The sequence below is a fragment of the Psychrobacter immobilis genome (assembly GCF_904846185.1).
In the GTDB taxonomy this organism is placed as follows: Bacteria; Pseudomonadota; Gammaproteobacteria; order Pseudomonadales; family Moraxellaceae; genus Psychrobacter; species Psychrobacter immobilis_B.
The window spans coordinates 196877-219700 of record NZ_CAJGZQ010000001.1; the positions used below are offsets into that span (position 1 = coordinate 196877).

Annotated in this window: 16 protein-coding genes and 1 rRNA gene; 6 read left to right on the top strand and 11 right to left on the bottom strand. The window is 43.0% G+C overall.

All coding sequences use genetic code 11. The features are described from left to right. Window positions 1-134: 134 nt before the first annotated feature. Window positions 135-3236 carry an efflux RND transporter permease subunit gene (locus tag JMW94_RS00855; RefSeq protein ID WP_055125402.1) on the bottom strand — a complete coding sequence of 1034 codons (3102 nt, stop codon included), beginning with the start codon at window positions 3234-3236 and terminating at the stop codon, window positions 135-137. Next, the gene (locus tag JMW94_RS00860) at window positions 3233-4561 is read right to left on the bottom strand and encodes an efflux RND transporter periplasmic adaptor subunit (RefSeq protein WP_201599801.1); all 1329 of its coding nucleotides are present in this window, start codon (window positions 4559-4561) and stop codon (window positions 3233-3235) included. The genes JMW94_RS00855 and JMW94_RS00860 overlap by 4 nt, the downstream gene beginning before the upstream one ends. A gap of 481 nt (window positions 4562-5042) precedes the next feature. Between JMW94_RS00860 and JMW94_RS14945 the strand changes: the two genes are divergently transcribed. Beyond that, complete coding sequence (locus tag JMW94_RS14945; protein ID WP_265088293.1) at window positions 5043-5171, top strand: hypothetical protein; 129 nt, start codon at window positions 5043-5045, stop codon at window positions 5169-5171. Between the two features lie 127 nt (window positions 5172-5298). Here JMW94_RS14945 and recG read toward each other — a convergent pair whose 3' ends face one another. Continuing rightward, the gene (gene recG, locus JMW94_RS00865) at window positions 5299-7665 is read right to left on the bottom strand and encodes an ATP-dependent DNA helicase RecG (protein WP_227685362.1); all 2367 of its coding nucleotides are present in this window, start codon (window positions 7663-7665) and stop codon (window positions 5299-5301) included. A 272-nt stretch (window positions 7666-7937) separates the two neighbouring features. On the opposite strand from recG, the gene JMW94_RS00870 reads away from it, so the two are divergent. Beyond that, complete coding sequence (locus JMW94_RS00870) at window positions 7938-8936, top strand: patatin-like phospholipase family protein (RefSeq protein WP_201599803.1); 999 nt, start codon at window positions 7938-7940, stop codon at window positions 8934-8936. A gap of 150 nt (window positions 8937-9086) precedes the next feature. Here JMW94_RS00870 and JMW94_RS00875 read toward each other — a convergent pair whose 3' ends face one another. Then, on the bottom strand, window positions 9087-9674 hold the full coding sequence (locus JMW94_RS00875; RefSeq protein WP_055125406.1) for a hypothetical protein: 588 nt from the start codon (window positions 9672-9674) through the stop codon (window positions 9087-9089). 531 nt (window positions 9675-10205) lie between these two features. Between JMW94_RS00875 and argA the strand changes: the two genes are divergently transcribed. Next, window positions 10206-11528, top strand: coding sequence for an amino-acid N-acetyltransferase (argA, locus tag JMW94_RS00880; RefSeq protein WP_201599805.1), 1323 nt, complete (start codon window positions 10206-10208; stop codon window positions 11526-11528). Window positions 11529-11627: 99 nt separating this feature from the next. On the opposite strand, the gene JMW94_RS00885 is transcribed toward argA, so the two are convergent. Then, on the bottom strand, window positions 11628-12359 hold the full coding sequence (locus tag JMW94_RS00885) for an FKBP-type peptidyl-prolyl cis-trans isomerase (RefSeq protein ID WP_193216953.1): 732 nt from the start codon (window positions 12357-12359) through the stop codon (window positions 11628-11630). Window positions 12360-12820: 461 nt separating this feature from the next. On the opposite strand from JMW94_RS00885, the gene JMW94_RS00890 reads away from it, so the two are divergent. Continuing rightward, complete coding sequence (locus JMW94_RS00890) at window positions 12821-14533, top strand: mechanosensitive ion channel (RefSeq protein ID WP_201599806.1); 1713 nt, start codon at window positions 12821-12823, stop codon at window positions 14531-14533. Between the two features lie 114 nt (window positions 14534-14647). On the opposite strand, the gene JMW94_RS00895 is transcribed toward JMW94_RS00890, so the two are convergent. Continuing rightward, window positions 14648-16063: a hypothetical protein gene (locus tag JMW94_RS00895; protein WP_201599809.1), complete on the bottom strand. Its 1416-nt coding sequence runs from the start codon at window positions 16061-16063 to the stop codon at window positions 14648-14650. 305 nt (window positions 16064-16368) lie between these two features. Here JMW94_RS00895 and JMW94_RS00900 point away from each other — a divergent pair, with 305 nt between their 5' ends. After that, on the top strand, window positions 16369-17037 hold the full coding sequence (locus JMW94_RS00900) for an SDR family NAD(P)-dependent oxidoreductase (protein ID WP_201555225.1): 669 nt from the start codon (window positions 16369-16371) through the stop codon (window positions 17035-17037). Window positions 17038-17156: 119 nt separating this feature from the next. Here JMW94_RS00900 and JMW94_RS00905 read toward each other — a convergent pair whose 3' ends face one another. From JMW94_RS00905 to JMW94_RS00915, 3 genes are all read right to left on the bottom strand, one after another. Continuing rightward, complete coding sequence (locus tag JMW94_RS00905; RefSeq protein ID WP_227685363.1) at window positions 17157-17852, bottom strand: lysophospholipid acyltransferase family protein; 696 nt, start codon at window positions 17850-17852, stop codon at window positions 17157-17159. Window positions 17853-18001: 149 nt separating this feature from the next. Next, window positions 18002-19888, bottom strand: a complete 1887-nt coding sequence (gene parE / locus JMW94_RS00910; protein WP_201555228.1) for a DNA topoisomerase IV subunit B — start codon at window positions 19886-19888, stop codon at window positions 18002-18004. 110 nt (window positions 19889-19998) lie between these two features. Then, window positions 19999-20646, bottom strand: coding sequence for a YqiA/YcfP family alpha/beta fold hydrolase (locus JMW94_RS00915; RefSeq protein ID WP_201599812.1), 648 nt, complete (start codon window positions 20644-20646; stop codon window positions 19999-20001). Window positions 20647-20834: 188 nt separating this feature from the next. Here JMW94_RS00915 and JMW94_RS00920 point away from each other — a divergent pair, with 188 nt between their 5' ends. Continuing rightward, window positions 20835-21095 (top strand): DUF1289 domain-containing protein, encoded by a 261-nt coding sequence (locus JMW94_RS00920; RefSeq protein WP_201599815.1) that lies wholly within the window; start codon window positions 20835-20837, stop codon window positions 21093-21095. An 83-nt stretch (window positions 21096-21178) separates the two neighbouring features. Here JMW94_RS00920 and JMW94_RS00925 read toward each other — a convergent pair whose 3' ends face one another. Then, window positions 21179-22240, bottom strand: coding sequence for an AbiJ-NTD4 domain-containing protein (locus JMW94_RS00925; protein WP_201599819.1), 1062 nt, complete (start codon window positions 22238-22240; stop codon window positions 21179-21181). A 243-nt stretch (window positions 22241-22483) separates the two neighbouring features. Then, a 5S ribosomal RNA gene (gene rrf, locus JMW94_RS00930) occupies window positions 22484-22598 on the bottom strand. Window positions 22599-22824: the final 226 nt, after the last annotated feature.

Below are 22824 nucleotides of genomic sequence, written 5' to 3' on the forward strand. Positions count from 1 at the left end.
TGCTCTTATAATTGCTCTCTTATATAATGACAACAAGCCCATACTTAATCAATAAGTATGGGCTTGTCTATTTTAGACATAGCATTCTCACTGCTAACGCTACGTCATAGATATGATCAAATAAATCCATTAAATCATACTTTACTATCTGTCGTTGTCTGCTCTTTGCCACTAGGTACGAGCCATTTAGCAAACCATCCTGACAAATCATCCATCAAAGTATAAACCACGGGAATCACCACAAGGCTTAATAACGTCGAAGTCACCAGACCACCCAGTACCGCAGCAGCCATCGGACGACGGAAGGTTGGATCAGCATCACCCCAACCGAAGACTAAGGGCAACATACCTGCCCCCATCGCAATAGTAGTCATAATAATAGGACGCGCCCGCTTGCGGCAAGCATCGATAATAGCCTCAAAACGCGCCAAACCTCGACGCTGTGCAATCAGTGCATAATCGACCAGTAAGATAGAGTTTTTGGTGGCAATACCCATTAGCATAATAAAGCCAATCATCGACGGCATAGAAAGACTGCTATTGGTAATAACCAAGCCTACAAAAGCGCCGCCTATCGATAAAGGCAATGCCATCAAAATGGTAAAAGGCTGCAATATACGCCCAAACAATAGAATAAGTACGCCTAAAATACAAACCACACCGACCGACATCGCAATCACAAAACCGCTGAATAGCTCAGCCATGTTTTCTGCTTGACCTTGGTCAATAATGGTAATGGAAGGCGGTAGTTGTTGCATGGCAGGTACTGATTTAACCGCTTGTACCAAATCTCCAAGCTCGCCACTCGCAGGTTGCACCGTGATACTGATGGCGCGTTCCCGATCGAGCCTGCTAATCTGCGCAGGCCCAGTGCCAAAGTCTAATGACGCGACTTCACCCACACGTACACCCTGTCCTGCTGGTAACGAGCTCGGTACATATAGACCTTCTAATTGACTGACATTTTGTTTGGCAACATCTGGTAGACGAATGACGATAGGAATCTGCCGCGTATCCAAATTGAGCTTGGATAAACGCTGCTCATAGTCACCCACCGTCGCCACTCGTAACGTCGTAGCGATGTCTTGCGTGGTCACCCCTTTATCCGCCATCGCCAGTCTGTCTGGCGTCACCGTTAACTCTTGACGCGGTAAACTGCGGTCACTGGTCACGGAGCCAGCACTGGGCAGCCCTCGAATTTCTGACATGATTTGCTGAGCGGTTTGTTCAAGCAATTGCGGATTGGTACTGGTCATAGAGAAGTTGTAACCACTCTCTCCACCACTCGACAAACCGACGGTAAAGCGCGCACCTGGCACTTCTGCCAACAAACTACTTATTTGACGTTCAATCTCTTGCTTAGAGCCGCGCTCTGCACGTGGTGCTAGCACGATGTCTAGACCTGCTATATTTTCGGCTTTGCCACCACTAGAGTTTGAGTCCATGCTAGCCTGAGCCTCACCGACTGAGGTAAAAATATTGGTGACTTCAGGCATTGCTAAAATACGCTCACTTGCCAGCGCAGCAACGCGCTCTGTGTCTTCCAGCGCAACGTCAGGTGTCAACTCAATCGCCACACGAGTTTGGTCAATGTCATTATCAGGAATAAACGATGTTGGTAGTAATTTGACAAGCATCAGTGACGCCACGAATAACACTAAAGTTGCACCCATCGTCAGCCAGCGATGATGCAGTGTCCATGCCACTATTTTGAGATACCAACCCATCAGCGCGCTTTGCTTCTCAACGTGTTTTTTCTCTGGTCGCAATATATACGCTGCCATCATCGGTGTGATAAGGCGCGCGACCATCAAAGACGCAAAAATCGACAATGCAGCCGTCCAGCCAAACTGACGGAAAAACTGTCCAACGATACCACCCATAAAGGCGGTGGGTAAAAACACGGCAATCAAAGTAAAGGTGGTGGCGACTACCGCCAAGCCAATCTCGTCAGCCGCTTCCATCGCCGCTTCATACGGTGTCTTGCCCATGCGTAAATGCCGTATGATATTTTCGACCTCGACGATCGCATCGTCGACCAATACACCGATCACTAACGACAACGCCAACAAAGATATAATATTGAGGCTAAAGCCAAATAAGTACATACCTAAAAAGGTGGGAATCACTGATAATGGCAAGGCGACAGCAGCAACTATCGTCGCCCGAATATTGCGCAAAAATAAGAATACGACGACGACTGCTAACAGACCACCTTCGATCAGCATCCGTAAAGAAGCTTGATAATCTTCAGCGATGGGCGTTGCCCGATCATAGACTTTTTCAATCGTGATGTTACCTACATCGGCTGACAGCTTGGCAAGCTCTGCATCAACCAGTTCCATGACCTCGACTTCACTGGCACCACGCGAGCGGGTGATGTTAAATGCCACCACCGTTTGCCCGTCAAGCTTAGCAATAGAGCTTGGGTCAGCCGCGCCATCTGTGATTTGTGCCATACGTCCAAGCGCTTGCGTACCACCTGCTGGGATTGCCACTTGTAAATCATTGAGCTCACTTGCCCGCTCCACCGCACCAAGGACACGAATCGTCTGGGTGGTTTTGCCCACTTCTGCTTCACCACCAGAGCTGTCCTGCTGAATACCCGTGATTTGATTGGATAGTTGTGTGATAGAGAGCTTAAGACCACTCAAGGTAATCGGGTCAGCTGCGACGGTAATCTCACGCTGCAAACCACCAATACGGCTAACCGTGCTGACACCCGGTATATCAGAAAGACGCTTGGTGACCGTATCATCGACGAACCAAGACAAGTCTTCCACATTCATGTTTTCAGAAGCCACAGAATAAGTGACAACGGGGAATCCTGCGGTTGAAACTTTAGTAATAATAGGGTCATTAGCCGCGGCAGGCAAATCGCCGCGTACCTCGCCTACGGCCGAGCGCACATCATCGACCGCCTCCTGAATATCCTTTTCTAACACAAACTCTGTGACCATGGTGGCAGCACCCGTTTGTAACGTGGTGCGAATATGCTTGATGCCCTCAATACTGGTAAGCTTGTTTTCTATCTTTTTTGCGATGTCGTTTTCGAGCTGTGATGGCGCGGCACCCGGTAAAGTCACCGTGACCACGACTGCAGGTAAGTCAATATCAGGAAACTGCTGCACCTTCATTTTCATAAAGCCATAAATACCGCCTAACGTCAGTAGTATAAATAGCAAAATGGCAACTAAAGGATTTTTTATCGAGTAAGCAGAAACATTTAAACTCATGGTTGTGCCTGCCCTGCTGTACTCGTTTGGCTAACACCATCAACGATACGCACCAAATCTCCATCATTTAAAAAGCTGCCGCCTTGTTTGACAATTTGACTGTCACTAGGCAATGGCTCTAGCACTGCCACATTTTCGCCAAGTCGCTTGCCCAATGTCACTCGTTGTTGCTTGATACGACCCATGGTCTGACCATCTTGAGTGGTCACATTGGTTACTAGCATCACATAATCATAGCCATCGTTGCTGACGATAGCGCTATTGGGCACCGTTTGCGTACTGGCACTGCCTAATAGGAACTCACCCGTTTGATACATACCTGCCCGTAATTTTGCATTGGCTGCCAAGCTCGCATAGATAGTAATCTGCCGGTTGTTGTCCGCCGTTGGTGCTATGCGGCTCACTTTCCCCATTACCGTTTCACCATCTGGTAAGCTCACCCGTACTGGCGTCCCGACACTGACTTCACCAACAAGCTTGGGATCAATATCTGCACGCCATTCCAAAATCCCACCTTTAATGATAGTAAATAATGGCTCGCCACCAGCAACCATACCGACCTCCGCCATTTTCTCGCTGATGACACCGCTGACGGGTGCGACCACTGTTGCATTATCTACACTCAAGCGCTGAGTGCTCAGACGCGCTTTGGAGGCTTGTAGCGCAGCCTGTGCTTGAAGTTTTGCAGTGCGATAGCGATCGGCTTCTTGTTTGCTAATGGCATCAATATCAAGCAGTGGCAATACACGGGCAGCATCAGCGCTGGCATTGGCAAGCGTCGCTTCTGCTTCGGCAACATCTGCCTCTGCTTGCAAGACTTGCTGCTCCATAGCATCGGTATCAAATATCGCCAAGACTTGACCCGCTTTGACGCGATCACCTTCTTCGACCAATATACGCTCGATAGCCACGCCATTGACTTTAGCACTGACATTCGCCGTATCTTTGGCATCAATGGTGCCATCAGCACTGAGTGTGTTACCAATATCATCTTGGCTTGGGCTGACCGTCTCTACTGACAATACCGCCTGCTCAGTACTTGTAGCGTTTACAGTGGCACCATCACTTGAAGTACGACTAGAAGCTGGCGATTCATCCGTCACGGCTTTATCACTACCGCCCCAATACTTTCCAAGTAGCACACCAATGATAAGCACGGCTGCCAATACGGGTAACAACCATAACGGTAATTTTGAAGCGGTTTTTTTAGACAAAGTATCAGACTGGCGATACGGTGGTAGCTCAGATGGTTGAGGTGGCTCAATGTTGGTTTCTTGCTCGCTAGTCGGTGCTTGCTTATTATTAGGGTGTTCAAAATCACTCATGGTCGGTCTCTATAAATAAGCACGGTACTAACGCCGTAAAAAGTATAAGGGAAACAAAATGATACAGGCAGAGCTTATCAAAAATAGTCTTTTATCATTGTAGATTATCTCGTCATTGGGTCAATTATGTTAAGTATCTACATAGTCAATTGTTGATAGTCATCAAGATATAATAAGACATTGAACTTAATAAAGATATTAGTAGCAAAGATTATCAGTTGAACGATAAATAAAGGCAAAAGACAGCGTATTCCTAGTTCATTGCATAAGTCTTCTTCGCACAAAACTCCTTGCTTAAAACTTATTCAGCCAATGAAAAAATGACCAAATATGTTGTCATATTGAATGAATTAAGATGCGCCCATTATAGTTGGAACAATCACTCGTAAAAACTAATGATACATACGGCCTACAGTTTAGACTTGTATTTATGGGGTAATTTGTCATTATTAAGATAACTCTACTAATAAAGGAATCCATCATGGCTAATAAATCAGACGTAAAGAAGCTTAAGCAAGAAATTAAAGATACCAAAGCAAAAATTAAGCAGAAAAAGAAAGACCTCAAAGATCTTAAGAAGTCATTGAAAAAGTCGAAAAAAGCCAAATAGCTTTGTTTCCAGATGATGGCTCTACGTCAAAAAACAGAAGAGGATAGCGTTGGCTGTCCTCTTTTTTTTCATTAATTTAGCCATTTTAGCCCATTTAAAGGATAATCGATTGAATTGAGGACACGCCTTAGGCATTGGTATAACGACTTGCCTCAGGCATCCAGCGGTGAATCAGTTGGCTGACATCTGCCTTGCGCGTAGGATCTGCAATTAAATGTTTGGCTAAACGCTGAGCAATGGCAAACAGCTGCTCGTCACGTATCAGATCAGCCAAATAATAACCGACGTTACCCGTTTGACGTTTGCCTAATAACTCACCGGGACCACGCAGTTCCAAATCTTTTTGGGCAATGACAAAACCATCAGTGCTATCACGCAGGACATTTAAGCGCTCTGTACCAGTTTCTGATAATGGCTTTTGGTATAACAGTACGCAATAGCTTTTGGTTGAGCCACGCCCGACTCGCCCGCGCAGCTGATGTAATTGCGATAGACCTAATCGTTCGGCATTTTCGATGACCATTAACGACGCATTAGGTACGTCGACCCCAACTTCAATGACTGTTGTGGCAATCAACAAGTCCAAATTGCCAGTTTTAAACTCTTGCATGATGGCTTGTTTGTCAACGGATTTCATCTTGCCATGGACAAGACCAATGCGAATATTCAAGCGCTCATTTAAATCCTCATAAGTGGCTTCAGCAGCTTGCGCATCCAGCACACTAGACGCTTCGACCAACGAGCAAACCCAGTACGCTTGCCTACCCGCTTCACAATTAACCGCAATCCGCTCAATGACTTCATCGCGTCGATTACGGTCAATGGTCACCGTAGTAATTGGCGTACGCCCCGGTGGCAATTCATCGATAATCGAGGTATCCATATCACCGTAAACGCTCATCGCCAGCGTGCGCGGAATCGGGGTAGCGGTCATAATCAGCTGATGCGGCGTGCTATTCGCCACACCTTTATTGGTCAGTGCCATACGCTGCTCAACACCAAAGCGATGTTGTTCATCGATAATAACTAAGCCCAATTTGGCAAACTGTACCTGCTCTTGAAACAGTGCATGAGTACCGACGACCACTTGCACCGTGTTTTCTGCGACTGCTTCCAATGCTTCGCGGCGCTGCTTCGCCGTTTGTTTCCCAGCAAGCCAGCCGACACCAATACCTAACGGTTCAAACCATTGTTTGAAATTGACCAAATGCTGCTCTGCTAAAATTTCTGTGGGTGCCATAACAGCCACTTGCCAACCACTATCAAGCGCATAACCCGCTGCACCCGCTGCGACCAGAGTCTTGCCCGCGCCAACATCGCCCTGCACCAACCGCAACATCGGGATGGACGTTGCCATATCAGCCGTAATATCTTTCATGACTCGTTGCTGGGCGCTAGTTAGATCAAATGGTAATGCGGCAAACAACTGATCAGTCAATGGACTTTGCGTGGCACATTTGGGCGCTTTATGCTGATGCAGTTGCTGACGACGATATAACAAGCTGAGCTGATGGGCGGTTAATTCTTCAATAATCAAACGCTGGCATGCTGCATGAGTACGGGCACTTAACTGGGTGAGTAGCTGATATTGTCGTCCTGCGTCGGTATAAGTCGGCGGCGTATGCAGTAATACTAAGGCTTCAAATATCGTCAGGTTATAGACGTTGTTATTAACTGTTCTATTAGCGACTGTATGGATATCACTGTTTGTATTATTATTGGCATCATAGACATTGGTTTTATTGACACTACTAACGCTATGACCAGTCGTATTATCTGGCACACTACGCGCCAGTGTCGAGAATATATCTTCTGGATACTCCGTCTCTGTTATCGGTATTTTAGCTGGTTCAAAAGGTGCTAATGGCAAGTCAGCCACGACTGCAAAGTCTGTAGGAGTAAACAGCGTCATCGGCAAGCCTTCACTGCGAACCGTCTGTAATGCCAGCTTAATTAAGGTACGCAGCTTATTTTGATGCAAACCTTTAACACTTGGATAAATGGGCTGCAAACCGGTATTTACTACCGTCTCATTACTACTGATAATTCGATATTCAGGATGGTGGATTTGCTTACCATAACGACTCACCTTTACTTCGCCAAATAATTGCAGCTGCGTCCCTAAGCTCATGGTTTGTGCAAGACCACGATAAACCTTAAAAAACCGTAGCGATATGGTGCCAGTATCATCATCTACCACGACCGTCATACCGCTGCGCTTGGTGTCGATGTGCACCACACGCCCAGTAATCAACGCAGACTGCCCGTGCCCCACCTCTGCTATAGACAGCAATCGGCTACGATCTTCATAATCACGTGGCAGATGCAGCAATAAATCAAATATTCGTTTAATATTCAATTGTGCCAACTGTTCTGCGACTTTTAATCCCACACCCGCCAGTGCCGTCACTGGCATATCTAGCGCTGAGAGTGGCAGCTCAGACCTTATATGGTCTGTTGGGCTGGTTAAAGAAGCGTTCACTGATACTGACATCAAAGATCCTAACGATATTATTTTTAATTTTCGTATACTCATTCAAGTATTTTCAATATACCGTAGATGATGACAGTTTTTATAAAAAAGCTGTCATCAACAGGACACATCGAAACACCGACTCATTTCATTATAGCTGACAATACAATTGCTTATGCTCAGCTATTTAGTAATACTGCGTCAAAAAGCCTGAAAGTCAAACGGCTCATTTGTATCATATCAATAACTGATGTCTTATTTTCCGTATTATGGTCATTTTATAAGGTGTTTTTATGTTCCCTCCTGCCCAGTATCGACAACCTCTTCATAGTCTAAGAGTGCTATGCACCAGCTTAATTGCCGTACTCGGATTATCTATCAGCGCTTGTAGCGCTCTAACGCCAGCGCAGCCGTTACCTGAAGCACCTGAAATAGCGCAACCTAACATTGCGTTGGTATTGGGCGGCGGTGGTGCCAAAGGCTTCGCCCATGTCGGGGTGATTAAAGCACTAGAAGCAAATGGTATCAAACCCACGCTCATCGTTGGCACTAGCGTCGGCAGCTTGGTTGGTAGCCTATATGCCAGCGGCTACACACCAGTACAACTTGAGCAACTGGCACTGACCACTACAGATAGCGAATTGACAGATTTTGTCTTATCCAATCAAGGTGTCATCGAGGGTATCAAACTCAAGAACTTTATCAACGATAAAGTCGATGGACGAGTAATAGAGGATTTTCCCATCCGCTTTGCAGCAGTCGCAGCGGAGAAGCATACTTTGAAAAAAGCCATTTTTACCACTGGTGATGCGGGGCTTGCCGTTCAAGCATCCTGTAGCGTACCGAATATTTTTATTGCGCCGCGCATTCCCGAAAAGGTCGGTAAAAAATATATCGATGGTGGCGTGGTCAGCCTAGTACCTGTCGATAGCGCCCGTGATTTGGGCGCTGATATTGTTATTGCCGTTGATGTGACAGATACTGGTATTAACAATATTAGCGGTGTCTCTACACTTGATAAAAAATTAAACCTCAACGGATTAAGCAGTTTTTGGGGATTTTTGGAGAGTAATGTTGTAGCTCCGCCAAGCGCCAATCGTGCCTCATCGATGCAGCGTGAACGAGATCGTGCTGATGTGCTGATTACGCCTGCGGTCAGTCATATCAGCTCACTAGATACCAGCCAGCGCCGTGCTCTCATAGCTGCAGGCTCGCAAGCTACTACCGAACAAATGGCTGCCATCAAGCAATTAATCAAAGAAAAATCTAACCAGAAATACGCGACGCTTTAAGCGCCTTGCAACGGCGTACCAAAATTTCTTGTTAACAACCCATAAAAAAGCACCACAGCAACGAGCCGTGATGCTTTTTGTGATTAAACGAATATTAAGCCAGTATTAAATAAATCACACTGATAAAATATTTAATATTAAATGACTGGCTTATTTCACACGTGCACGGTATTTAACCACTACGGTGTCATTAAGACCAACACCCTCTAAATCCCAGCGTACCGCTTTATAATACTTTAATGGAATTTCTTGTAGTTGGTTATCCACTTTTCCACGTAATGGCATACGGGCAAAAGTATTGCCGTCCGCACTGCCGTATGGAAACTCAGGTGATACTGTACGCAATAACTCTACCTGCTCAGGGATACTCATCGTCACAGTCATTTTACGGACGCGATCTGCATTGGTATTGGTAAAATAACCTTGGTACTCCAAGACATTACCTGATTGCAGGCGCGTACTAGCATTCACCGGAGCCAAAACCTCTTGACCGTTTGCATCAACGCTAATCAATGACGCGGTAATTTTACTATTGACGGCTTGTGCACTCGAGTTGCTGCTTTTAGTAGCATTGGTCTGTACAGCTGCCGAACTATCGACGGCTTGTTCTGGCGTCGGTAGCATTGCCGAGGCTTGCGTCACTACCATCGCACCGATGAGCGTACCAGCCACAACGTGGAATAAGCGATGTCCGCTCCAAGCACTAAATGGGCTAGCAAATTGGTTACTTTTTTTCATGGTTTTCATTATCCCTGGTTAATATGTCGGTAAAACGCAGCTGGTAAAAATTGAATGACTTTTGGTGTATATTGAATCTTTTACAGGCAGCACAATTTAGACGGAACATACCCACTTATAAGAAACATGCTATAAGAAACATAACTCACTATAAATGGTCGACTGTTATAGTACTGGCAGACCTAGTATCGCTGCTGATTGTAGTGACAGCTAATGGCAAGCGCTGCATACGTCTATGCTGCTGGTGTCTATCTTGTCATAGCTGGTAATCTTAGCGTATAAAGTTTTTATTTTTATTGATTATCTTCGTTCATCGCCTGTAAAGCAATAGCGTTTAGCATAGCAAAAAGTGTTTGTACGTACACTAACCCCGTGTTGAGGTTGTGTATATCATCGATCAGTGATAAAAATTGATTGATACTACTGAAATAAAAGATAGCTCATAACGGCGTTTTTTGCTATGGTAATTCTTTAGCGATAGGCATTTTTTGCTACGCCCCTTTTCTTATTCTCACTACTATTGCCCTTATTATGACTACTAGCGCCATGCCCCAAATCAACCCTGAATACGTCTATTGGTTCCGTAACTCTGCCCCCTATATCAATACCCATCGCGGCAAAACGTTCGTGATTATGTTTGGTGGTGAGGCGGTCAATCATCCAAATTTCAGCACCCTTATTCATGATTTTGCTTTATTACATAGCTTAGGTATCAAGCTGGTATTGGTACATGGAGCGCGACCGCAAATCGAAAAGAACTTAAAAGATGCTGACATTACCTCCCCACTGCATCAAGACATTCGAATTACACCGCGCGTGGCGATGCCTGCTATTTTACAAGCGGTAGGCGCTATTCGCCTACAACTCGAAGCACAGCTGTCGATGGGACTGGCCAATTCACCTATGTATGGTTCACGCATCGATGCCATTTCAGGCAATTTTGTGACCGCACGTCCTTACGGTATTCGTGATGGTATCGATTACCAAATGACTGGCGAAGTGCGCTCTATCGATGTTGAGGCCATCAAAAACAACCTGCTACACGACCATATTGTGATTTTAGGCTCAATGGGTTATTCAGCGACTGGTGAAGTCTTTAATTTGTTGGCTGAAGACGTGGCGCTCAGTGCAGCTGTGGCACTGGGTGCTGATAAGCTTATCTTCTTAGGTGAAGAAGCAGGCATCAATGACGATGATCGCTTATTAAGGGAGATGATTCCTAATGAAGTCGATCGCTTCTTACGTGATCGTGATTTAAATTGCGAGATCAATTATTTCTTAAATTGCGCCAGTTTGGCTTGCCGCCAAGGCGTCCATCGCACCCATATTATCTCGTACGCCAAAGATGGTGCCTTATTAGAAGAGTTATTCACTCGTGATGGCTCTGGCACTCTTATCAGCCACGACCCTTACGAAGAGATTCGTCGTGCCAATATTGACGATGTGGTCGGACTGATTGAGCTGTTATCACCGCTAGAAGAGCAAGGCATATTAGTCAGCCGCTCACGCGAACGCTTAGAGCAAGAGATTGATAATTATAGTGTCATTGAGCGTGATGGTATGATTTTGGGCTGCGCGGCGCTATATCCATTGGATGCAGAATCAGCAGAAGTTGCCTGTGTCGCCGTACATCCCGATTATCGTAGCGGTAGTCGCGGTGCGGACTTACTGGCATTTTTAGAGCAACAAGCACGCAGTCATGGTCTGCACAAGTTGTTTGTATTAACGACACGGACGGCACATTGGTTCGTCGAGCAAGGCTTTGCCGAAGTCGAGGCCAGCGCGTTACCTGCATCGCGTCAAGAAAAATACCATAATGGTCGTAATTCTAAAGTCTTTCAAAAAACTCTTTAGATGCTCAATCTCTAGTCATAAAAAAGCCCTAATAATATTATGAGGGCTTTTTTATGATTTTATTTTTTAACACTGGTTCACTAGGGTGCGTACTAAGTATTATTTTACTTTTAATAGCTCAACTGTAAAGATAAGGGTGCTGTTTGGCTCGATACCTGCGTTACCCGCTTCGCCATAAGCAATATCTGATGGGATATAAAACTCGTATTTGCCGCCCTCTTTCATCAGCTGTAGACCTTCTGTCCAGCCAGCAATAACTTGGTTCAACGGAAACTCAATTGGCTCACCGCGCTCATAAGAGCTATCAAATACTGTGCCATCGATTAACTTACCTTCGTAGTTCACTTCAACCACGTCAGTCGCTTTTGGTGATTTACCCGTACCTGCGGTGATAACTTTGTACTGTAAGCCAGAAGCCGTTTCTTTGACGCCTTCTTTTTTAGCATTTTCTGCTAAGAATGCAGCGCCTTTGGTTTTGTTTTCTCCAGCTTTTGTTTCCATATCTTTAACGAACTTTTCTTCTTGCTCTTTTTGATAAGTCGTCAACACTTCCTGCATTTGTTCTTGAGTCAATGCTGATTTATTGCCTTCATAACCATCACGGAAGCCTTTTTCAAAGGTATCAAGATTCAGGTCACCGACCGCTTCTTTGTTACCTTCAGCCATCATGAAGCCTAAGCTATAACCTACTTTTTCATTTGCTGAGCTTTGCTCGGTGATTGAAACGCTTTTAGCAGCTGTCTCTTGGTTACCGTTATTTGTGCTACAGCCTGTTACCAACAACATAGCACTAGCAAGTGCACCAACGCTTAAAGTAGTGATTTTTTTCATAAAGTACTCTCAAATTGTAAGGATAGTGGCGAGATGTCACATGTTCCTATAATAACAAATCTTAGTTTTAGGAACCATGTTTGCCGTCAAATTATCGGGCGAATGTACAGTCTATGTTAATATTTCTCATCATAATAACAAGTTATCACACAAATACAGTAACACGTTAAGCTTTCTATCTTTAAATCCACTAATACATCAGCTAAGCTAAATGAGTTAAGGTGATAAGTAACCGAGTGTACGTCTTTATCATGGATGATTAACATTGGCAGTAGAACAATTAACACGAGGGAAACCAACGTTTTTTGATAAGGTTACCTACTCAAAAATTATAATATCACCGCATAACTTACTTTAAAAATACTATTAATTATAACCATCTATGTATTGGTTTCGCTCAACAATAGCTGTACTGATGATATTGTTGAGTGGCTTTCGTATGATGATTAAAGGAGGATAAGATGAATCCAATGTACACATCTTTTAACGGTTATCTTGGTGGGCCGATCGGCTCTATTATTGGTGCTATTTTAATATTTATTATTGGTTGGCTAGTGGCACTGGGTATCGCGGCACTGGTTCGTAATGTATTATCTAGAGTCAATCTGAACCAACGCATGAACTCTTCAACAGGTAAGACCTACGATTTAGAAGGTATTATCTCAAAGATTGTATTTTGGTTTATCTTTATCATCGCGATTTCTGGGGCGCTGAACCAATTGAATTTGAACTCAATCTCGACACCGTTTGCAAATATGGTCAATCAAGTCTTAGCATTTATTCCTAATCTTATCGGCGCTATCGCTGTGGGTATTATTGGTTGGGTCTTGGCTACCGTTGCCCGCACAGCTATCAATGCGGCATTGGCGAAAACGTCGATGGATGAGCGTTTAAGTGCTCAGGCAGGTGTAAAACCAATGAGCAGCACGATTGCCGATATGGTTTATTGGTTTATCTTGTTGGTTGTTTTGACGATGGTATTAGGTAAATTAGAGCTTGATGGTTTATTTGCTCCATTGACTAATATGGTTGATAAAATCTTTAGCTTTATCCCTAACATCCTCATTGCAGGTGTTGTCTTTGTCGTCGGTTATATCATTGCCAAAGTGGTACGCGGCATTGTGACCAATCTTGTGTCTACTTTTAATGTTCAAGAATTGGCTACAAAAGCAGGCTTAAGCGAAAAAAACAGCTTGCCTAATATCGCTGGTTCATTGGCATTTTTAGTAGTGATCATTCCAACTATTATTGCTGCATTAAACGCATTAAAAATTGAAGTGATTGCTCGTCCTGCGACAAACATGCTGAACAAAATCATGGAAGCATTGCCAAACATCTTTATGGCAGTTGCGATTTTAGTCGTGACCTTCTATGTGGTACGCATGGTTGCCAATATCATCAAAGGTTTGATCGAAAACACTGAGATTAATCAATTGCCTGCGAAAGTTGGTTTACAAGAAACCATGGGCGATAAGAGAGTCTCTGACCTTGTTGGTTATGCGATTATCTTCTTTGCGATGTTATTTGCCTCAATTGCCGCCGCTGACTTGCTAGGTTTTGAGCCTATCTCTGCCATTATCGCCATGTTTATTGCGTTTGGTGCCAACATTATCTTGGGCGCAATTATCCTATTTATTGGCTTCTGGCTTGCCAATATCATTGCAGGTGTCGTTGAGCGTTCTGAGCAAGGCTCACAATTCTTAGCAAACATCGTCCGTGTACTAATCATGGGTTTAGTACTTGCCATGGGTCTAAAAGCGATGGGTATTGCTGATTCTATCGTTAACCTAGCATTTGGTCTAACACTAGGTGCCGTAGCGGTAGCCTTTGCCCTTTCATTTGGTCTTGGTGGTCAAGAAGCCGCTGCACGTTTCCTACGTAAAATGCAGGATAAAATGGACAAAGAACGTGAAGAAGCTAAAGCGAAATCTGCTCTTCATGCTAGCTCAAGTACACAAGAAAAAGTTGCTGACTCAGTTCGAGAGAACACGCCTGCTGCTTCAGGTACAATGACTAGTGACTTACCTACTAGCAGTGTCGATACCAGCAATCTTAGTACGGGTCATGTAGATATCACTCACGTTGAAACAAGTGATGACGATATCGACACTGGTTCAAGTCTAGCGCCAAGTAATAAAGGCTTTACTGATATTGATAATAACGACTTAAAATAAGTCATCGTTAACGATATATTTTGAATAAAAAGGACAGCCTAGGCTGTCTTTTTTTATGGCGTAAATTTAGTTTCTATGAAAATCTCGCTACAAAACATCGCTACAAAATCATACTCAGGACTTGGTCTTCCGTGCAGGTATATTCAAATTTAATTGCATTCGCATTGACTCATTTTTACTTGCTGATAAGTTATTTGTCGTTTGCTTTTTATGCTGTTGGTTTAAGCGCTGTAATTGCTTGGTCAGCTGCCGTTCACGCTGGGTCATCGGATCAACGGGTTGAATCCATAAATCGATATCAATAAAGGTGTCATTAGACTCGTCAATAAAATCAATGCCCAATACAATCACATGATGCAGCTCGGCTATTGGCAGGCGGCTCGCAACATCCTGTGCAATCTTTGCTAAGTTTGGCTGAATAGCCTGTTTACTGTGCTGGCTCTCAACATCTTGTCCATAAAATATTAATACATAATGCCGTCCCAAGCTCTCATAAGAGTGCTGATGGACGACATAACCTTCTTTTTGCAGACCATGTCCTTGTTTAGGATGTCTATATAGAGTTCGAACCAGCTCATGGCGCGAAAATAAAGACTCGTCCAATAGCTGCTGTTGCCAATAACAGCGTTTTATTCCTAGTGTCTCTTTATCAGCATTGTCTAGTACTTCTGCATCGAGCATCTCTATCATTTGGGTGCTTAGCTGCGACCACAGAGCTGCCGCTTGCGCCATATGCTGATCATACATGTGCGCAGTCGTGCTTTTATTTTTGTAGGCAAGCGTCATAGCGACTAATGCAGGATTGGGCTCATCTTGCACCTCGTACTTGATGAGTGCATTATCTACTACGATAGCGTCCGTAAATAAAGTTGGGCGATGTAAAAACTGAGTGACTAGATCTGCTTCTGATTCAAAGCTAGCGACATGATTACTGGCTGAATACTGTAATTGCCCTAAACGATAATGCAAAAATCGCCATAACTCGCATGGTGCTTGTAGGCTTGCTAATATCGCCTGCCAGTCATGCCAGCTAAAAACTTGTAGCTGCTGCATACTGTCGCTCATATCCACAACCAAATCTTCCATAAAATAGCGGACACCAAAACCATGAGTGAGCCGTTTTAGAAGTTGTCGTTGCTGGTTATTTATCTTAGTTTTATTGATTTCTTCAACTTTATCCGTGAGCTGAATATCAAAAACTAAAATATTATGGCTAATGTTTTCGTTATTTTTATGCTGAGTAAGATATGTCTTGTGCCATATGAGCGCGGCCTTTACTACCGTCATACGCGCAGCTTCAATATCGACCAGACTACTTTTAGCAGGCAAATACAATATGAGCTCAAGTAATGAGAGGTTACCCAGTGGCAATTGATAATGATATTGCTGAGCACGGTAACACGCGTCATATTTATGCTCAAGATGCTGCATATTGGTCAAAGCAATATCTACAGCATCTTTCTGCAAATAGCAGGTCAACTCATTAACAAGACAATCATTATCAGATAGGGTAATAGATGAGTCAGACACAGTGTTAACCTTTTATTATCGAATGGACACGTTGTATAGTAAGTTGCTATTGATGAGCATAACACTAGAGCATGTTGAATATTCGCAAATTCTTTTACTATAACGACAGGCTACCAACGAAAAACTTAACAAAATAAGCCTTATTAAATGCAGTCGCTTTCAGGGCGATGAGTTGTTATGATAATAGCAAAGTAGCATGATTTGCAGTCAAACTTATCGCTTATGGGCTGCCTTTGATTACATTTTTTAGAGACATTTATTAAAATTATTTAATGACCATCATATAATAAAAAGGATTGAACGTTATGAAGCGCTTTAAAGAGAAAACTGTCATTATAACAGGTGCAGATTCTGATATTGGTCGTGCAACGGCGCTTAGATTTGCACAAGAAGGGGCGAATTGTATAATCGTTGGTATTAATAACGATATTTTAGAATACATCTACGAGGACCTGCCACAGGATCATACATGGATCAATACAGGTAACCACCTTACCGTAACCAGTGACATTAATGATCTGACCCAAACGGCAAGATTAATAAAGCATGTACGCGATAAATATAAACATATTGATGTGATGGTCAACATAGATACTGCGGTCGGCATTCATCAGTCAGTTATTCCAGAACTGATAAAAACACAAGGCAATATCGTTAATGTATCAACGCTAACGGAGATATCAGCAGACTGGAATATAGAGACCTATAAAGCTAGGCAAAGGGATTTGACTGATGTTACAAAGAAGCTGGCATTAGAGAATATACCAAATAATGTACGTATTAATGCCGTATCTGCTGGATTGGTGGCAACGGATATCAGTCCAAATCCATTTATTAGCCACTCTCCACTAGGGAAGACAGCGACACCGTTTGATGTAACCGCCGCTGTGATGTTTTTAGCCAGTGATGATGCTGCCATCATTACTGGCATGAATTTACCTGTTGATGGCGGGGTTAGTACGTTCAACAGCTAACTCAATGCTTAGTTTTTTAGCCATTCTTAAGATTCATCCTCACAAACAAAAGACCCCCTGACATTAATCTGTCAGGGGGTCTTAATATAATACAGATACTCATAACTCATTTAAAAACTTTATTCAGCTGAATGATTGATATCTTGTAATGGTTGAGATAAGCGCTCAGGATGTCTTGGTACCACCCCTTTATACTGAGCATAAATTTTTGGTAAATCTGCTTCGATATCACCACTAGGATAAACCAACGACATAAAGCGTATTTCTTTGGTTTTGTAATCCATCGCTACTGGCAAAATAGGTACACCAGCGCCCACTGCTAAATAATAGAAGCCTGATTTCCAAGTTTCAGTATATTGACGAGTACCTTCCGGTGCTAAACCCAAAAATAGTGGCTTACCTGTTTTGAACTTATCAATACTGGCCTGTAATACGGAGCCTTTATCACTACGATCAATGGGAATCACCCCTATCCAGCTTAATAGCTGAGCAAATACGGGCACTTTAAATAACGTATGCTTACCCATAATACTAATTTTTAAATCTAAGGCGAATAAACTGGGTATCGCATAAACCCCATCAATATTCGAAGTATGCGGCAGCGCTAAAACTACAGCTTGTGAAATATTTGGAATCTCTCCAACCGTACGCCAACCCGCAGCTTTTAGCATAGCTGAGGCAATCACTGGCGCAATTTTATTACCGCGTTTCGGGACTAAACTACCCAGCTGCTTTTTACTAAGCTTGGGCAATATTTTAGAGTTTACAGACTGAGAAGCAGCAGCTTTTGAGCGATTAAATAACTTTGATGTCATGACGGCACCACATAATAAAAGATACCTACATAATAACATTAAGCTTATACAACTAAATTGAATTTTATAGGCTTTTATTGCTTGCCAGCTTACTGGTTTATAAACTTATATAAATATATAGCTATTGACGGACATACCCATCAAGCCCATTAGGATATGTCAGCCAAATTGCCTTTATTCTCAAGCCAAACCTTGCGATCAGCAGCACGTTTTTTAGCCAACAGCATATCCATGACGCTATTAGTCAACACCATGTCATCCATATCTAGCTGAACTAAACGCCGAGTATCACGGTTCATGGTCGTCTCACGTAACTGCTCTGCACTCATTTCACCCAAGCCTTTAAAACGGGTAATCTGCGCTTTTTTATTGCCCGGCACATTGGCCAAAATGTGCTGAAGCTCAGGCTCATCTAACGCATAATGCACCTCTTTGCCCACGTCTACTCGATATAACGGCGGCATGGCGACAAATAAATGACCCGCATCCACCAAGGCAGGAAAATGCTTAACAAATAGGGCGCAGATGAGCGTGGCGATATGCAGACCATCAGAATCCGCATCCGCTAAGATACATACCTTGTCATACCGCAGCTCAGACAAATCGTCAGAGGCAGGATCGACACCGATAGCAATAGCGATATCATGAATCTCTTGGCTCGATAATACCGTATCTGATGACACCTCCCACGTATTTAGAATTTTCCCACGCAAAGGTAAAATCGCCTGATAATGACGATCGCGTGCTTGCTTCGCACTACCACCCGCAGAATCCCCTTCTACCAAAAACAGCTCAGCACCATCACGCAAATCACCGCGACAATCTGCCAACTTACCCGGCAACGCAGGACCTTGCGTTATTTTCTTACGGGCGACTTTTTTGGCAGACTTGAGACGACGTCCAGCTTTATTAATCGCCAGCTCTGCGATTTGAGTACCCATATCGGCATGCTGATTTAACCACAGACTAAAAGCATCTTTTGCCAATGTCTGTACTGCCCCAGCAGCTTCGCGGCTAGATAAGCGCTCTTTGGTCTGTCCAGAAAATTGCGGCTCAGAAAACTTGAGTGATAGGATGTAGTTCACTCCATCCCAGACATCTTCTGCCGTTAGCTTGACACTCCGTGGCAGCAAATTATGAATATCGCAAAACTCACGCAATGCCTCTAAGATACCCGTTCGCAGACCATTAACATGCGTACCACCTTGAGCAGTAGGGATCAGGTTTACATAGCTTTCTTGAATTGGCGTGCCACCATCAGGCAACCAAGACAAGGCAAAGGTAATAGCAGCACGTTCGCCCGCTTTTGCATCGTAATTATAATAAAACGGTGCTTCAGGTAAGGTTTCTAAACCATCTAACTGTTCGCTTAGATATTCGACCACTCCGTCAGTAAACTGCCAAACCACCTTTTCATTATTAATATCATCGACAAATTCAATCGTCAGCCCAGCTGCCAGCACCGCTTTGGCTTTTAGATTGTGCTTGAGCTGCTTGACATTAAATTTAGGCGTATCAAAAAAGCGACCATCTGCCCAAAAATGCACTCTGGTACCACGTTTGCGTTTGTTTGAGCTGATTGCTTCAGTCAACGGCGTAACTGGTGCGCCATTTTCAAACGCCATATCAAACTGTGTACTATCACGCCATACCGTTACCTCAACACGTGTTGATAACGCATTGACGACAGAGATACCCACACCATGCAGACCGCCTGACACTTCATAATTAGAAGTCGAAAACTTACCACCCGCATGCAAACGGGTTAAAATCAGCTCAATACCTGATTGATTAAACTCTGGATGAATATCCGTCGGCATACCGCGCCCATCATCTTCGACAGACAACGAGCCATCACTATGCAGTTGCACCTTGATGGTTTTCGCATAACCCGCCAACGCTTCATCAACTGAATTATCGATAACCTCTTGCGCCAGATGGTTTGGGCGGGTGGTGTCGGTATACATACCTGGACGACGACGTACTGGCTCAAGCCCTTCTAAAACTTCTAACGATTGCGCATTATATTGACTCACAAATGCATCCTTAACGATTCATGTCTGATTAATTCTATTCAACCATTATAACCAAAAATAGCGACGTTAAGGTTAATAGTCCATCGCTCACGTCATATAATGTCGCCTGTTTAGACTCGTACTAAATCTTGTAGCATATTTATCACCATCGGCAACTGCTCACCAAAGTCACTAAACCGATGATCGCCACCCGCTTGTAAAATAACCGTACTCCCTTGCTGTTGATAAAAGGCTTTAGACAATTCAGGATTTAATAACTCATCGTCTTCTTTGATAAATACCGCAATTTTTTTAGGATAATGAATTTCTGATAACTGATGATCTGCAAACCATTGCAAATCCGCAGAAGTAATATCCCAACCGCCAGCAGTCGTATAGAGAATTTGATTCTTTGGCAATTCATCTTCGCCTTGACCTTCATCACTATCGTTATTTAGCAGTAAGTCATGAGCAAAGCGCTGTAATGTCACATGTGGCTGAGTACTAGGATTTAATAGTAAAGCCGCACAGCCTGTATGATTGCTCACCAAGGTAGAAAAATAGCCACCCAATGAGCTACCAACGAACATAACTTTTGAGTCGCTGCCCCATTCCTCAACTAGACTTATCAGTTTATCGAACACGTCTTGTGGCGATTTATTCAAATCGGGACGCAGTACATTGATATCAGGATGATGATGCTGGCAGTATTTTTCTAATAGCATTCCCTTGGTAGAGTTCGCATCACTGTCCAGTCCATGGATATAAATCAAGTTCACGTATCATCTCACTTATTAATTTTGTTATGATTATCTTATATAGACTAGTGACGCTAAGCATAGCACCCGCCAAACAAAAATAATAACAATAAAACGGCACACCATTAGTCAGTATTTGCGACATAATAATGTTGCCATAATAGTTTTATGCAAGTCAAAGGAATGACGATAATAGCCATGGAGTCGCCATGAACCAACAGTTTGAGCTGTTTGAGATTGCCAATCCATGCATTGGTCTTTGCCAAAGCAATAAAAAAGGCTATTGCTTTGGTTGCCTGCGCAGTCGAACGGAGCGCCAGCGATGGCATGATATGACGACAGAGCAGCAACGCGAGGTGCTAAGGCTTATCGCAGGACGTAAGCTGCGTATAGAGCAAATGAGACAGCGTAAGGGCGAGCAGTTAGGATTTGATTTTGAGGAAGTGTTTGAGGTTGGGGAGTTGTTTTAAATTTTACAAAATAAGCTTTTAGAGCTAAAACATTAATATAGTGCAGACTATAATGCTAATAAGAAACTTACTATTCAGTTTTATTACAATCTTCTAACCAGTGTTCTAATCCAAGACATTGCTGATTCAATAGCCCAATCTGTTTGCTCAATAGTGAGCTCCGGCATTGGATCACTACCAGGCCCATGACCTAAAGTATTTCTTACTTTACGGAAATAATCCTTAAGAATATCAGCTTCCCAAATATCTATATATCTTCCATTATTTTTACGTACAAGATTATCTATATAGTTTGAAGCTCCTCTTTCATTTCCTAAAGTCAAATCTTTCTGATCCGATACAATTTTGATCGCACTTTCTAATGCTTTAGCAGCAAATAGTGCAGGGTCTTTATCATTTGAATCTCTACGATCTAAAGCCTCTTTTATATCTATATCAACATTCCTCCAAAGAGGATCTGATACAACATCCCAGAATGGTTTAGCTATATTTTTTTCAATTACGGCATCAGTAGATATCTGAATAAAACCGTTATGTAATGTTAGCGGTGCTTTTGCACGACGAAATCGCTCGTTAATTTCTTCAACTTGAGATACATATGTATCATTCAAAGTTTTATTCCATACTTTTAATCGTTCTGCTGTACTATTATTAGCATGTATTCTATGTCTAGAATTTGCGTCGCGTACTTTTGCTTGAGATAACGCTCTAGGTAGACTTGCGTTAACTGTTTCTAATTCTTCATATCTGATACGCATTGCAAGTTCGACAAAACTTATTCTTTCCTTCATGAACGTATCTGGATCATTAACCTTAGATGAGTACTCAGACTTAACGAATTTCTCACAGACATAATTCCAGCTAAAGAATCCACTCACAGGCACAGATTGACCTAAATGATTTTTACTAGTATATGAGTAGTACCTTTTAAAAAGTTCATCTATGCCTAACTCTCTAGCTAAATCATCATGCAACGTTTGCCATTTTTCTATACTTTCTTTTATGGGTTCACCATTAGACGTATAATATGGAATTGCTTCCTTCACAACACTATATAACTGATTAAGAAGTCGTGTTTCTGACTCCGAAAAATCCTTCCAAATTGGAAAATTTAAGTATCGATAAGCAAATATATCCGTTAGCATCTTTTCGTTCCAACATTTAATTTAAATTTATCATACTACCTTAGTTGATAATATAGAACCATCAGAAACAAAGAAAACTCCCTTCGCGAAAGCGGAGGGAGTTTCCTAGGAATAGAGAGCTAACGATTACCTGAGCGCCGTCAAAGTAAAGTAGTGCTTTACTTTGACGGCGCAGTAGGTCACTAGGAATAAAAGATAAAAAAAAGAGCCACCCGGTTAAGGATGACTCTTTTCAGAATAGAGAGCTGACGATGACCTACTCTCACATGGACGAATCCACACTACCATTGGCGCAATGATGTTTCACTTCTGAGTTCGGGAAGGGATCAGGTGGTGCCATCATGCTATTGTCGTCAGCAAAGGGGGTTAGATATGAGTCTGTTATTTTTATTGTTTGACTATAAGTGTTTAGTTTATGGTCGATCAACTTGTAACCTAACTGAATCAAGGTTAAAGGTGATATCGAAATATTCTTTCTTTTATTCTATAAGCTTTCGCTTATACAAGATAGATTAATTAGAGCTTTCATACAAACCACTTGGGTGTTGTATGGTCAAGCCAAACGAGCAATTAGTACAGGTCAA

Excerpts from the sequence above, each read along its gene's own strand:
- JMW94_RS00855 (WP_055125402.1), bottom strand. The coding sequence starts at position 3,236 with ATGAGTTTAAATGTTTCTGCTTACTCGATAAAAAATCCTTTAGTTGCC.
- JMW94_RS00860 (WP_201599801.1), bottom strand. The coding sequence starts at position 4,561 with ATGAGTGATTTTGAACACCCTAATAATAAGCAAGCACCGACTAGCGAG.
- JMW94_RS14945 (WP_265088293.1), top strand. The coding sequence starts at position 5,043 with ATGGCTAATAAATCAGACGTAAAGAAGCTTAAGCAAGAAATTAAAGAT.
- recG (WP_227685362.1), bottom strand. The coding sequence starts at position 7,665 with ATGTCAGTATCAGTGAACGCTTCTTTAACCAGCCCAACAGACCATATA.
- JMW94_RS00870 (WP_201599803.1), top strand. The coding sequence starts at position 7,938 with ATGTTCCCTCCTGCCCAGTATCGACAACCTCTTCATAGTCTAAGAGTG.
- JMW94_RS00875 (WP_055125406.1), bottom strand. The coding sequence starts at position 9,674 with ATGAAAAAAAGTAACCAATTTGCTAGCCCATTTAGTGCTTGGAGCGGA.
- argA (WP_201599805.1), top strand. The coding sequence starts at position 10,206 with ATGACTACTAGCGCCATGCCCCAAATCAACCCTGAATACGTCTATTGG.
- JMW94_RS00885 (WP_193216953.1), bottom strand. The coding sequence starts at position 12,359 with ATGAAAAAAATCACTACTTTAAGCGTTGGTGCACTTGCTAGTGCTATG.
- JMW94_RS00890 (WP_201599806.1), top strand. The coding sequence starts at position 12,821 with ATGAATCCAATGTACACATCTTTTAACGGTTATCTTGGTGGGCCGATC.
- JMW94_RS00900 (WP_201555225.1), top strand. The coding sequence starts at position 16,369 with ATGAAGCGCTTTAAAGAGAAAACTGTCATTATAACAGGTGCAGATTCT.
- JMW94_RS00905 (WP_227685363.1), bottom strand. The coding sequence starts at position 17,852 with ATGACATCAAAGTTATTTAATCGCTCAAAAGCTGCTGCTTCTCAGTCT.
- JMW94_RS00920 (WP_201599815.1), top strand. The coding sequence starts at position 20,835 with ATGAACCAACAGTTTGAGCTGTTTGAGATTGCCAATCCATGCATTGGT.
- JMW94_RS00925 (WP_201599819.1), bottom strand. The coding sequence starts at position 22,240 with ATGCTAACGGATATATTTGCTTATCGATACTTAAATTTTCCAATTTGG.